General features: G+C 61.3%; 11 protein-coding genes. 8 read left to right on the top strand and 3 right to left on the bottom strand.

Features of this window, described 5'->3' with window-relative positions:
• Positions 1 to 28: 28 nt before the first annotated feature.
• The 4 genes from FXN63_RS00625 (at position 29) to FXN63_RS00610 (ending at position 4041) form a co-directional block, all read left to right on the top strand.
• Complete coding sequence (locus FXN63_RS00625; protein ID WP_425468714.1) at positions 29 to 994, top strand: tripartite tricarboxylate transporter substrate binding protein; 966 nt, start codon at positions 29 to 31, stop codon at positions 992 to 994.
• 175 nt (positions 995 to 1169) lie between these two features.
• Positions 1170 to 2153: a tripartite tricarboxylate transporter substrate binding protein gene (locus tag FXN63_RS00620; RefSeq protein WP_148811855.1), complete on the top strand. Its 984-nt coding sequence runs from the start codon at positions 1170 to 1172 to the stop codon at positions 2151 to 2153.
• Between the two features lie 5 nt (positions 2154 to 2158).
• Complete coding sequence (locus tag FXN63_RS00615) at positions 2159 to 3100, top strand: amidohydrolase family protein (RefSeq protein ID WP_148811853.1); 942 nt, start codon at positions 2159 to 2161, stop codon at positions 3098 to 3100.
• A gap of 23 nt (positions 3101 to 3123) precedes the next feature.
• Positions 3124 to 4041, top strand: a complete 918-nt coding sequence (locus tag FXN63_RS00610) for an SMP-30/gluconolactonase/LRE family protein (RefSeq protein WP_148811851.1) — start codon at positions 3124 to 3126, stop codon at positions 4039 to 4041.
• A 132-nt stretch (positions 4042 to 4173) separates the two neighbouring features.
• On the opposite strand, the gene FXN63_RS27235 is transcribed toward FXN63_RS00610, so the two are convergent.
• Complete coding sequence (locus FXN63_RS27235; RefSeq protein ID WP_148811849.1) at positions 4174 to 5487, bottom strand: methyl-accepting chemotaxis protein; 1314 nt, start codon at positions 5485 to 5487, stop codon at positions 4174 to 4176.
• Between the two features lie 397 nt (positions 5488 to 5884).
• Between FXN63_RS27235 and FXN63_RS00600 the strand changes: the two genes are divergently transcribed.
• Both FXN63_RS00600 and FXN63_RS00595 read left to right on the top strand, forming a co-directional pair.
• Positions 5885 to 6196 (top strand): hypothetical protein, encoded by a 312-nt coding sequence (locus FXN63_RS00600; protein WP_148811847.1) that lies wholly within the window; start codon positions 5885 to 5887, stop codon positions 6194 to 6196.
• A gap of 138 nt (positions 6197 to 6334) precedes the next feature.
• Positions 6335 to 6655: a hypothetical protein gene (locus tag FXN63_RS00595; protein WP_187395051.1), complete on the top strand. Its 321-nt coding sequence runs from the start codon at positions 6335 to 6337 to the stop codon at positions 6653 to 6655.
• 24 nt (positions 6656 to 6679) lie between these two features.
• Here FXN63_RS00595 and FXN63_RS00590 read toward each other — a convergent pair whose 3' ends face one another.
• Entirely contained in the window at positions 6680 to 8146 is a 1467-nt protein-coding gene (locus FXN63_RS00590; protein WP_148811845.1) for a carboxylesterase/lipase family protein, read from the bottom strand.
• Between the two features lie 191 nt (positions 8147 to 8337).
• Here FXN63_RS00590 and FXN63_RS00585 point away from each other — a divergent pair, with 191 nt between their 5' ends.
• A complete protein-coding gene (locus FXN63_RS00585) occupies positions 8338 to 9003 on the top strand; it encodes a response regulator transcription factor (protein WP_148811843.1) in 666 nt (221 codons plus the stop codon).
• A gap of 62 nt (positions 9004 to 9065) precedes the next feature.
• Entirely contained in the window at positions 9066 to 10472 is a 1407-nt protein-coding gene (locus FXN63_RS00580) for an ATP-binding protein (RefSeq protein ID WP_148811841.1), read from the top strand.
• A gap of 112 nt (positions 10473 to 10584) precedes the next feature.
• On the opposite strand, the gene FXN63_RS00575 is transcribed toward FXN63_RS00580, so the two are convergent.
• Positions 10585 to 11871, bottom strand: a complete 1287-nt coding sequence (locus FXN63_RS00575; RefSeq protein ID WP_246164989.1) for an alpha/beta hydrolase — start codon at positions 11869 to 11871, stop codon at positions 10585 to 10587.
• Between the last annotated feature and the right edge of the window lie 7 nt (positions 11872 to 11878).

The raw sequence follows: 11878 nt of genomic DNA, 5'->3' as shown, positions 1-11878 counted from the left end.
CAGACGATCATCCTCCGCGCGCGGGTCGATGCGCCTGCTGTCAGCATCCATCCTGCTGATGACCGCAGGCGGTGCCGCCCAGGCCCAGGCACCTGCCTATCCGACCAAGCCTGTACGTGTCGTCGTCGGCTTCTCGGCCGGCGGACCAACCGACGTCATGGCCCGCGCCTTCGCCGACTATGCCGCGCGCAAGTTGGGCCAGTCCTTCATCGTGGAAAACAAACCCGGTGCCAACACCATTCTGGCGGCGGAAGCAGTGGCCAGCGCACCGGCTGACGGATACACGCTGCTGGTCGGCGCGACCAACCACACCATGATCCCCGCGCTGTACAGCGCGCGGGTGAAGTTCGATGCGGTGAAGTCGTTTGCGCCCATCTGCACCATGGCCATCAGCCCCACCGTGCTGGTGGTCGGACCGGCAATGAAGGCGGCCAATCTGGACGCCTTCCTGCAGCAGGTAAAAGCCGAGCCAGGCAAACGCACCTACGCCACGGCAGGCAGCGGCAGCTCGGGCCATTTCGCCAGCGAGCAGTTCACGCGCCTGACCGACACCCGCATGAACCACATTCCCTACAAGGGTGCGGCTCAGGCCGTGATCGACCTCATGGGCGGTCAGGTCGACAGTTCCTTTGCCACCCTGGGTTCGGTGCTGCCGCAGGTGCAAAGCGGCAAGCTGCAGGCACTGGCCGTAGCGGCCCCGCAGCGCTCGCCGCTGCTGCCCCAGGTGCCGACCTTTGAAGAAGCCGGTGTGAAGGGCTATAGCGCCGACGCGTGGTACGGCCTGCTGGCACCGGCCAACACGCCGCCCGCGATTCTTGCCGCATTGCAGGAAACGGCGCAGGGCTTTGCCAAGGAACCCAACACGGTTGAAAAGCTGCGCGGCCTGGGCATGGAATCGCAAAGCGTCTGCGGTGCGCCTTTCGGCGAACAACTGCAACGCGAAGTGCAGAACTACAGCCAGATTGCACGCGAACTGAATTTGAAGACTGACTGATTTTGAAGACCGACTGACAGCAGACCGACGCATCCGCCCACCCCCTTTCGAAAACCGATCTACAAGATTGGCGTGAAGCGGGCTGGCTGATGTATGCAGACCAACAAAGGCTGACCAAGGGGCCACCCAACAAGTACGGCCCGGCCCCCTTGCCTCACTCCACGGAGATCTATCCATGTCCTTCTTCCGCGCTGACCGTTTCTCGCTGGTTCGCCGCACCCTGGTGGCCGCCCTTGCCCTGGCTCCGCTGGTTGCCCACGCCGATTACCCCGATCGCCCGATCACGATGGTGGTGCCCTACGCCCCCGGCGGCGCAGCGGACGCCGTTGCACGCCTGATGGCGCAGAAGCTTGGCCCCAAGCTCAACAACGCCACCATCGTGATCGACAACCGTCCTGGCGCAAGCGGCACCATCGGCGCTGGCAGCGTTGCACGCGCAGCCGCCGATGGTTACACCGTGCTGTATGACGCCACGCCGTTCTCGATCAATCCACACCTGTTCCCGCGCCTGCCCTACGACGTGAGTGCACTTCAGCCGGTGTCGCTGCTGCTGACGATTCCGCAACTGGTGATCGTAAATCATGACGCCCCCTACAAGACCTTGAACGATCTGACCGCCAAGGCCAAGGCAGAACCCGGCAAGATCAACTACGCGTCGGGCGGTAGCGGCACGGTGCAGCGACTGGCCGCCGAACTGCTGCGCCAGAAGCTTCAGCTGGACATGGTGCACGTGCCGTACAAGAGCGGTGGCCCGGCCATCGCCGGCGTGATGGGCGGTCAGGTCGACATGATGTTCGCATCGGTGACGGCATCGAACTCCTTGATCACCTCAAACAAGTTGCGCGCCCTGGCAGTATCGTCGCCCGAACGGTCGCCGCTGATGCCCAACGTGCCCACGCTGATCGAAAGCGGCGTGCCTGGCTTTGACGCCAGCGAGTGGAACGGCATCTTCGTGCCGGCCAAGACCCCCAAGGAAATCACCGACAAGCTGCAAAAGGCAGTGGTCGATGTCATCAAGGACCCCGAGGTGCAGCAGCGCCTGCGCGAACTCGGTGCCCAGCCGATCGGTTCCAGTGCTGACGAGTTCGCCACCTTCCTGAAACAGGACAGCGCCAAGTGGGGCGACGTGGTGCGCACCGGCAACATCAAAGCGGACTGAGCACGATGACGAAGCACGGGTCTGACAATTCATGGTCGCAAGCAGTGACACACGCAGTGGCGCAACCCGTCCCGCACTCGGTCGGACTGGCACGCCCCACGCGTCGCTTGCCTGCATTGGCCTGCGACAGCCACATGCACATCTTCGACCCGCGCTTCGCACCGTCCAGCCACTGGCCACGCACGCCGCCAGACGCGCCGGTGACTGCCTACCGTCAGTTGCAGCAGCGGCTGGGAACCACGCGGGCGGTGGTCGTCACGCCATCGACCTACGGCACCGACAACGCCTGCACGCTGGATGCGCTGGCGCAACTGGGCGATGCCGCACGCGGCGTGGCCGTGGTGGATCAGGACGTCACGGCAGATGAACTTGGCCGTCTTGATGCACAAGGGGTGTGCGGGCTGCGCGTCAACTTCGTCTCACCGCAGTCCTGGGGGATCACCACGCCCGCTATGCTGACCACGCTGGCGGCCAAGGTGGCTCCGCTGGGCTGGCATATTCAAGTGTTCATGCATGCCGAACAGGTGGTGGAATTGGCCGGCGTGCTTGAACAGCTGCCCGTACCCTTGGTGATCGACCACCTGGCACGCATCGATCCGCAGGCAGGCCCTGTTGCCAATGCGTTCGCCGTGTTGCGCCACCTGCTGGACCAGGGCAACACCTGGGTCAAACTGTCGGGGGCGTACATGCGCTCGCAAGTGGGCGGGCCGTCGTACGCCGACACCTTGCCGCTTGGCCAGGCATTGGTGCAGGCAGCACCCGAACGACTGGTCTGGGGCAGCGACTGGCCGCACACGACGGAAGCCGTAGGTACCGTGGACGACGCGGCCTTGGTGGATACGCTGCAAGCCTGGTGCAAGGATGATGCAGCGGTCATGGACCGTATTCTGGTGGACAACCCGGCCCGGCTTTACGGCTTTACTGCTTTGCCGCAACTGCCTGACTGATTTCTTCTTTTCGAGACCTTGCCATGTTCCTGATCCAAGCGCCTCAGGTGCGCGAACTGACGCTGTTCAGCGCCATGCCAGACGCCCTGCGCCGCCCCCAGCGCAGCGTCTGGGCCGATGCCAATCGCGGTGGCACACCGACCGACTCGTTTCTTGAAGGCCCGGTGTTCGACCAGGCCGGCAACCTGTACGTCACCGACATTCCCTGGGGACGCATCTTTCGCATCGACCCGCAGGGCGACTGGACGCTGGTCGCCGAGTACGACGGCGAACCGAACGGCATGAAATTCCTGAATGCCGACACCTTGCTGATCACCGATTACAAGAACGGGCTGGTGCAGCTGGACGTCGCCAGCGGTCGCACTACGCCGCTGCTCGCGCGCCGCAACAGCGAGAGCTTCAAAGGCGTGAACGACCTGGTGTTCGACGCGGCCGGCAATCTGTACTTCACCGATCAGGGCCAGACCGGTTTGCACGATCCCACCGGGCGTTTGTATCGCCTGGGCCGCGATGGTCGGCTTGACCAGTTGCTGAACAATATCCCCAGCCCCAACGGCGTGGCTTTGTCGCCCGATGGAAAGGTGCTTTACCTGGCCGTGACGCGTGGCAACTGCGTCTGGCGTGTGCCCCTGCTGCCCGATGGCAGCGTGGCCAAGGTCAGTCAGTTCTTCACGTCCTATGGCCCGAGCGGCCCGGATGGGTTGGCGGTGGATACCCAGGGCCGATTGCTGGTGGCCAACCCGGGGCTTGGCTATGTATGGGTATTGAACCAGCGCGCCGAGCCCGTGGAGGTATTGCGTGGGCCTGCTGGCGCATCGACCACCAACGTGGCTTTCGGTGGCGAAGATCGGCGCACGTTGTACGTCACCGACTCGACCCACGGTCACATCCTGCGTGCCACGCTGGATGTGCCGGGGCTGCCCGTGCATCGCCGCGACTGATACCTGCTGGCAATGATGTTGTGCGGCCCTCTGAAATAGGGGGCTGCACGTGCATGGTCGATAGCTGCCTGGTTTTTATCCGGCCGATGCTGTCATGCCGTCTGGGTCATGCCATTCGGGTCATGCCGCCACTTACTTCAACTGGCTGGCAAACTGTCCCACCGCGCTCACCACCTTCTGCGCGCCATCCTGAATTTCCACGATGACCTCGCCAGCCTGATTCGCAAAATCCAGGCCCTGCTGCGTTTCCGACTTGCTGCTGGCCATGTTGTCCACCGCGATCTTCGCCAGGCTCTGGTTCTGCTGCACCACACTGACGATTTCTTCAGTGGCCTTGCTGGTTCTGCCAGCCAGCTGCCGTACCTCGTCTGCCACCACGGCGAAGCCGCGCCCCTGTTCACCCGCACGCGCCGCTTCAATCGCCGCGTTCAAGGCCAGCAGATTGGTCTGCTGCGCAATGCCATTGATGGTCTGCACAATGGAACTGATCAGCATCGACTGCTTGTCCAGCGCCGCAATCCCTTCAGATGCCGACTGGACCCGATCGGCAATGCGGTGCATCACGTTGACCGTATCCTTGACCACCTGCGCGCCACGCTTGGCGCTGACGTCGGTCTGCTGCGACGTGGTGTAGGCGATTTCGGCCGCATCGTTGACCGCCAGTTCACGGTTGACCTGCTCGGTCACGATCGTCGCAAACTTCACCACCTTGTACAGCTCGTTGCGGGTGTTCATCACCGGGTTGTAAGACGCCTCCAGCCACACGACCCGCCCGTGCGCGTCGACCCGCTTGAAGCGGTCCACCACAAATTCGCCACGATTGAGCCGTGCCCAGAAATTCGCATAGGCCGATGACTCCACTTCGTCCTGCGTGCAGAAAATCTTGTGATGCTTGCCAGCAATCTGCGACAGGCTATAACCCATGGCAGACAGAAACTTGTCATTGGCATTAAGCACGTTGCCATGCAGGTCGAATTCAATGACAGCGGTCGATCGCAGCAAGGCGTTTATCAGCCCTTCGTTTTCCTTTGCAAGCTCGACCGATGCGGTCACATCCACCGCAAAACACTCCACCTGCGTCACGCTGCCATCAGCCCCACGAATCGGCTGCCAGATGGCACGCAACCATGCTTCCTTGCCGTCACTGCGCAGCAAACGGTACAAATCACTGATGTGATTGCCCTGTGAAATTGCCGACGTCAGATCCCGATAGCAGTCCAGCTTCTTCACATATTCAGGCACGATCTCATCGAGATATCGCCCGACCAATTGCTCGGGCGAATACAGCATCTCTTTGGCAAAGCGGTGGTTGATGGCCAGAATCACGCCATCGGGCGAAATCTCCAGCGTCATCATCTCGGCGTGCAGGCCGTCCCTGACCTGACGAAGATTGGCAATCTCAGCGCGAAGCGCGGCCAGCTCGTTGTTTTTTTGGCGATTGAACATGTCGGTACCGTTAGGCGAATGACAGATGGATTGCGCGTTTTATCGACCTCGGCACCAGCTTACTTGAGCGCGTTTCCGCATGACCATTAATGTTTTTGCGAATATCAAAAAAAAGAATTCGCAAGCCAGTCCACATTAAAGATCATCGCAAAAATTGAATCTTTCTCGCACTGAAATGGACGCTGCAGCGCTCCCGTTTGGTGCAGAAATAAATACCTGTAATCATCATCTACCTGGATGATTAGCTTGGCATCATGCCAAGCACGTTATCGACCAACAAAACACCACTTGGATAGCAAGAGATATTGCAACCCAAGCACGTAAATCTGTTCATCAAAATAGGCTTGTCAGGTAAAGTGCAGTCAACTTTCGACCCTTTTTCCGAGTTGAGCAGCGCATGGCCATTTCACCCCCCGGCAGTCATTCCCTGGAACGGGATTACGGCATTCGTGTGACAGCATCGTCCACGTTTGAAACCGGCGCCAAGCAGCTCGACTGGAATCAGGTCCTGCTCGACCAGGAACAGATCCAAGCCCGCGCCAGCCTTCGGCCCGACACCGCTGCCTCAATCCGGGCGGCCCAGCACGTATGGTTGGCATCGCAAGATAGGCAGATGACAGCCGTGCGGGCGCAGGATTCAGAAGTCGCCATCGAAGCGCTTATTGCAATGCTGGTGGATCAGGCATCCATGGCAAGACGCGAGGTGTAGCATCGAAAGGTCGATTCATTGCAGTTCGCAGTCTTTAATATTTCAGGTATTTAATACCTAAATTTTCAATACTTATTCCCCCACGATTATTACGCCACCATTCCCCCAATAACTTCTTTCGAACAGGGTTCTTGGAAAATGAAAGCCTATAAAAACCTGGACGGAGACTCCGAAGTGGTCGGCTACGAAATTGCCGCCACCTCGGTAAAGATTCAATTTTCCACCGGTAAAATATTTCTCTACACCATCCAGAGCGCAGGTCCCGTCAATATCGCAAAGATGAAGATCCTGGCCGCGTCGGGAAGTGGTTTGAATTGCTTCATCTTGAACAAGATGAGAAAGAACTACGCTGAAATTCTGGTGCAGAAAGATGAGTTGATGGTCGATCTGGGCCATCACCGTCAACCTGCACGCCAGCATCGCCAGCCCGGCAGCGACAGGAACACCCACGCCGCGTAAGCGGCGATCAACACGTCAAGGCATTCATTGTGCGCGGATCAGCATGGGCCAATGCGCGCGTCGCGCCCCATCGGGATCACGTACAAGCTGGCTCACCTTGTCAAACACCATGGTCTGCCGATCGACCGCATTGAACGCAGGCCATTGCGTTCCTGGATTGCCCGTTCGCACAAAGCTGATCCAGTACGCACGCATGCTTTCCGCCAGCGCGGCTTTGTCGCCCGTCAGCGCACCGCCCCGCGCCATCATGGCCAGCGCGCCGGTCCAGTTCCACAGATAGCTCAGTTCCAGCCCATGCACGGCCCCGCCCAGCATCGGGTGCGTCGCATCGAAACGGTACAGCCATGTGGGGCTGTGCTCAGCATGCCGCTCTGCCAATTGCAGCGTGGGCATCAGGAATTCCAGATCGGTTGCCAGTTGCCGATTTCCCGCCACTTGGTCCGGGTACAGCGCCAATACCTGTGCAGCACTTTCTTCACCCACATGCAGGCGCAGGAACTGCGTCAGTGCATCCCGCTTCAGCGGCAACAGGTCAGGCCCCGGCACCAGCTCGAACATGCGGGTTTCGTCCCGATTCACGCCTGCCAACATGGGCATGGCGCGCAAGGTCTTGCTGCGCGCGGCTTCAATCGATGCAGGCACCAGTTCACCATCGAACCACGGCACGGTTGCCAACACGCCGGGCAGCCGGCGCTGCACGGCGGCCTGTGCCGACAGCAGCTTCGTCGCGTCGAGGGCCTGGAGTTTTTCCAGGGTATCCGGCCCGTTCTGAATCTCCAGCACGTCCAGATAAGCCTGCGCCACCGCCAGGCTTTTCTCTTGCGAATGCACCAGGTCGTAGGTGCCGCTTTGCAGGATCACGCCATCGAACAATTGCGCGGCTTCGTCACTGGCCATCAGCAGCGAGGCCATGATCGAACCGGCAGACGAGCCCGCCAGCGTGACCTGCGCAGGATCGCCACCGAACGCCTCGATGTTGGTGCGCACCCATTGCAGGGCAAGCATCACATCACGCAGGCCGGGGTTGCTGGCAAAACGCGTGTCGCCAGTCAGGCCACGGAAATTCACGAAGCCAAGCGCACCCATCCGATAGTTCATGGTCACGACCACCATATCGCCGGTTTCGGCAAGCTGCGCGCCGTCGTAGATTCTTGCGCTGCCCAGGATGAAGGCCCCGCCATGAATCCACACCATCACTGGCCGCTTGGCACCATCTGCCGCCGGCGACCAGATATTCAGGCTCAGGCAATCTTCACCCACGCTGGGGCCAAGAAAGGGTTTGCTGACGACCGCTACATGGCGTTGCACCGCGGCTTGGCCAAACTGCCGCGCATCGCGAACGTCATGCCAGGCCCTGGCACGCGCTGGTGCCAGAAAACGGCGGGTGCCCACAGGGGGCTGGGCGTATGGGATACCCAGCCAGGCACTGACCTGTCCGGTACGAATGCCACGGACCGCGCCGCAGGCAGGGTGTGCAAGAGGAAGGCTCATGCAGAGAGTCTACCGTCGACGCCACATTACCGTCCCAAGGTGCACAGATTCCTTGCAAGTGATACGGATGAGTTTCTGGATTGCGGGCGGGTCTGGATGTGGTGCGCCGCCATCACATTTAAAGATTTATTAACTCGTTTGACCCATCATGACGGACTGCATTCCCTTATCAATCCGAAGAAGAAATCCGCGTGCACCTGCTGCTTGTAGAAGACGATGCCATGCTCGCCGAAGCGATCTGCGATGGCGCGCGCCAGAATGCCTGGCGCATCGACCATGTCAGCGATGCGGCCGCGGCCAATCTGGCGCTGATCGACCACGCCTACACGGCAGTTCTGCTTGATGTGGGCCTGCCACGCGAGTCGGGCCTGACCGTGCTGAAAACCATGCGCAATCGCTATGACGCCACGCCTGTGCTGTTCCTGACCGCGCGCGCAGAATTGAGCGAACGGATTCGCGGGCTGGATGCAGGTGCGGACGACTACATCGTCAAACCCTTCCAGTTCGACGAGCTGTGGGCGCGGCTGCGCTCGGTCATTCGTCGCACGCAAGGCCGGGTGGTGCCAGTGCTCAGTTACCGCGACATCGTGCTGGATCGCAGCAAGCGTTCAGTCACGCGCAATGGCGAACGTGTTGCGCTCAGCGCCCATGAATACCGCACCTTGCTGGCCTTGCTGGAACGCCCTGGGCATGCGGTCACGCGTGAACATCTGCAGGATGTGGTCTACGGCGGGTCGAGCACCATCGAAAGCAACACCATTGCGGTATTCATTCACCAGCTGCGTCGCAAGCTGGGTGACGACGTGATCGTGACCGTGCATGGTCACGGCTACATGGTTGGTGAGTCGCAGTCGTGAAGTGGTGCGCACCATCGCCGGAAGGCTCGGCCCGGCCTCGTTTCAAGTCACTGCAATGCCGCATGCTGACGGTGATGACGTTCACCATCCTGTTGTGCTGGGTGTGCGCGCTGGGCGGGCTGATGACCTACACCTCGCAGAGCCAGACCAGCGTCTGGGACACCAAGCTTCAGGCCATCGCCACACGCATCATGCTGGTGATTCCGGCCGACAAGGTGGGCGACATGCAAGACCCGCCGAGCGTCGATGGCCAGATACCCGGCGACGTCACCCAGGCGCGTCTGAAGCTGCGTGAAGATGCGCTGGATGCCAGCGAGAAACAGAACTCGCTGAATTTCCAGATATGGGAAAACGGCAAACGTCTGATCGGCCGCACTCCGAATGCCCCCGCCACACCGCTGCAACCCAGCTTTGTCGACGGCTTTTCCAGCGTGACCATCGACGGTCAGCGCTGGCGCGTGTTTTCGCTGTCGGACTCGACCAACAGCGTATTCGTGCAGGTCGCAAACTTGCATAGCCTGATCGACCGCGAAATGCGCCACGAAGCGTTCACCGCGCTGGGCATCACCACCGCCCTGCTGGTCTTTGTCGGCTTCCTGATGGCGTGCGCAGTGCGCAAGTCGCTGGAACCCATCAAGGACCTGGACAGCGCCGTCCGGGCACGTCACAAATTCGATCTGACACCGCTGCCTGCCGTGCCCCTGCCCACCGAGTTGCAGCCGCTGGTGGCCTCGTTCAATCACCTGCTCAAACAGCTGGATCAGGCGATCGAGGGAGAACGCCGCTTCATTGGCGATGCCGCACACGAGCTACGTACCCCCCTGTCTGCACTGCAGGCGCACGGGCAGATTGCCTTGCGCGCCAGCACAGTGGAAGCCAAGGATGCGGCCCTGGTGAAACTGCTGGCCGTGGCACAGCGCAGCACCCGCCTGTCAGACCAGTTGCTGGACCTGGCGCGTCTGGATGCGGGGGTGAATGTCTCGCATCAGGGCACCTCCGACCTGAGCGAATTGCTGGTGTATGTCGCACATGAATTCGACATTCACGCACAGCAGAACGGCCGCTCGATCAGCCTGGCACCCGAACCCTGCCGCATTGCCTGCAACGTCGATGAGATCGGCATCTTGCTGCGCAACCTGATCGACAATGCGCTGCGCTATACCACCCCGGGTGGACGCGTGCGGGTCAGTTGCGGGTATGGCCAATCCACCGGATCGACGCCAGGCGAACATGTGTTCCTGGAAGTTGCCGATGACGGCCCGGGTGTGCCCCAGTCGGAACACGCACACATCTTCGAGCGTTTCCACCGGGTACCCGGCAGTGGCGGGCGCGGCAGCGGTATCGGCCTGTCGCTGGTGGCAGGCATTGCGCAGCTGCACAACGCCGTCATCCATACCGGCACGGGCCTGGACGAACGTGGATTCCGGGTCCGTGTGCAGTTCCCGATGCCACCGGACACCGAACGCTGAGCAATCGATACGGGGCCACATGGGCAGGCCGGCACCGGTTGCCAAGCACTGGCAGCGGGTGCCAATGCCCAGCTGGTGTCCAGGCCGCATCCAGCCGGTCCTTGACCAGTCCCTACTGCGACGCGTTGCCCGCCCCGTCGCTCTGTTCCATCACAGCCGCCATCACACTCGCCTGCCAATCGAAGTAGGGATTGAAGGTCAGCCGCGCGTGCACCTTGCCAGCCTCGCGATAGCCCCAGTCCGAATACCAGACCGGCGCACCCGCCAGACACGCGTCCAGGTCGGCGCTATCCTGACCGTTCCAGCACAGGCGCTGCGTGCCGGCGCTGCCGTAGACCGGATTGCGCGGCGAGAACAACACGCCCATGTGCGAGAACTCGCTGATATTCGCCTCGGGTATGCGATCGCTGCGGGTCAGCACACGTGGCGTGGCATCGGCAGCGGGCAAGGCCCCGTACCAGATCATGCGGCTGGCCGAGTGAGTAAAGCGCTGCTGAAACGTCTTCAACACGTAGCCCACGTCGACCACTGAGTCGTGCTGACTGACCACGACAAGCGTTGGTTTGTCGTAGGCCTTGCTCGCCATCTTGTCGCGCACGGTCACGCTGCCCCGATAGAACTGGGCGAAGCCGTTGGTGGGCACGTTCAGATAACGCTGTGGTGTCTGCTGAACGTTGGCAACGCTTGGTTCACGCAGCCAGGTTTTCACATGGGCCAGCAGCGGGCTGAACCAGTCAAAACTGACATTGGATTTGAAGGCCGGCGAGAACAGCAGCAGACCACGCACCTGCTCATCATCCAGCGCGTATTCCGCCACCAGATTCGCGCCCGTCGAGAACCCGCCCAGATACACCTGCGGCACGTCCTGCCGCATCAGCGCGACTTGTTCGCGCACCAGGCGCTGCCAGTCGGCAAGACGCACGTCGATCAGATCGGCGGGCTTGGTGCCATGACCGGGCAGCAGCACAGAGCGCACCAGATAACCACGCGCCGCCAAGTCTTCCCCGATATCGGAAAACGACCACGGCGAATCGCCCAGCCCATGCACCAGCAGCACACCCGCGCGTGGCGCAGCAGCCGGTCGCCATTCGCGCGGGGCATTCCACGCCAGTTCGCTGGCATGGTCGGCGGTCTGGAAGTTGCGCTGTCGTGTTACCCAGTCCGTGGTCTCGCGCAGGTAGGCATCGAAGCTGGACTGCCCCAGGGGCGTGATGCGCTCGGCGATCATTGGCGGCGCGACCTTTGGCGGGGGTGCGGCGCAGCCTGCAACCAGTGCGGCAAGCAACGCCACCGTCATCAAAACGCCAACCTTGCCCCCACGCGACAAACCAGACAGACCAGCCGACGCGGCAGGATCTGTCCGCGTGTCGGCCTTGCGCCACCGTGTCATACCTTGCATCAGGCCT

Origin of the sequence: Pigmentiphaga aceris (assembly GCF_008119665.1) — a bacterium.
Lineage (GTDB): Bacteria > Pseudomonadota > Gammaproteobacteria > Burkholderiales > Burkholderiaceae_B > Pigmentiphaga > Pigmentiphaga aceris.
The sequence above is the reverse complement of the archived record's forward strand: the minus strand, read 5'-3'. Positions and strand labels throughout refer to the sequence as shown.

Bases quoted from the DNA above. Each gene is read 5' to 3' on its own strand.
- FXN63_RS00625 (WP_425468714.1), top strand. From the start codon at position 29: ATGCGCCTGCTGTCAGCATCCATCCTGCTGATGACCGCAGGCGGTGCC.
- FXN63_RS00620 (WP_148811855.1), top strand. From the start codon at position 1,170: ATGTCCTTCTTCCGCGCTGACCGTTTCTCGCTGGTTCGCCGCACCCTG.
- FXN63_RS00615 (WP_148811853.1), top strand. From the start codon at position 2,159: ATGACGAAGCACGGGTCTGACAATTCATGGTCGCAAGCAGTGACACAC.
- FXN63_RS00610 (WP_148811851.1), top strand. From the start codon at position 3,124: ATGTTCCTGATCCAAGCGCCTCAGGTGCGCGAACTGACGCTGTTCAGC.
- FXN63_RS27235 (WP_148811849.1), bottom strand. From the start codon at position 5,487: ATGTTCAATCGCCAAAAAAACAACGAGCTGGCCGCGCTTCGCGCTGAG.
- FXN63_RS00600 (WP_148811847.1), top strand. From the start codon at position 5,885: ATGGCCATTTCACCCCCCGGCAGTCATTCCCTGGAACGGGATTACGGC.
- FXN63_RS00595 (WP_187395051.1), top strand. From the start codon at position 6,335: ATGAAAGCCTATAAAAACCTGGACGGAGACTCCGAAGTGGTCGGCTAC.
- FXN63_RS00590 (WP_148811845.1), bottom strand. From the start codon at position 8,146: ATGAGCCTTCCTCTTGCACACCCTGCCTGCGGCGCGGTCCGTGGCATT.
- FXN63_RS00580 (WP_148811841.1), top strand. From the start codon at position 9,066: ATGCTGACGGTGATGACGTTCACCATCCTGTTGTGCTGGGTGTGCGCG.
- FXN63_RS00575 (WP_246164989.1), bottom strand. From the start codon at position 11,871: ATGCAAGGTATGACACGGTGGCGCAAGGCCGACACGCGGACAGATCCT.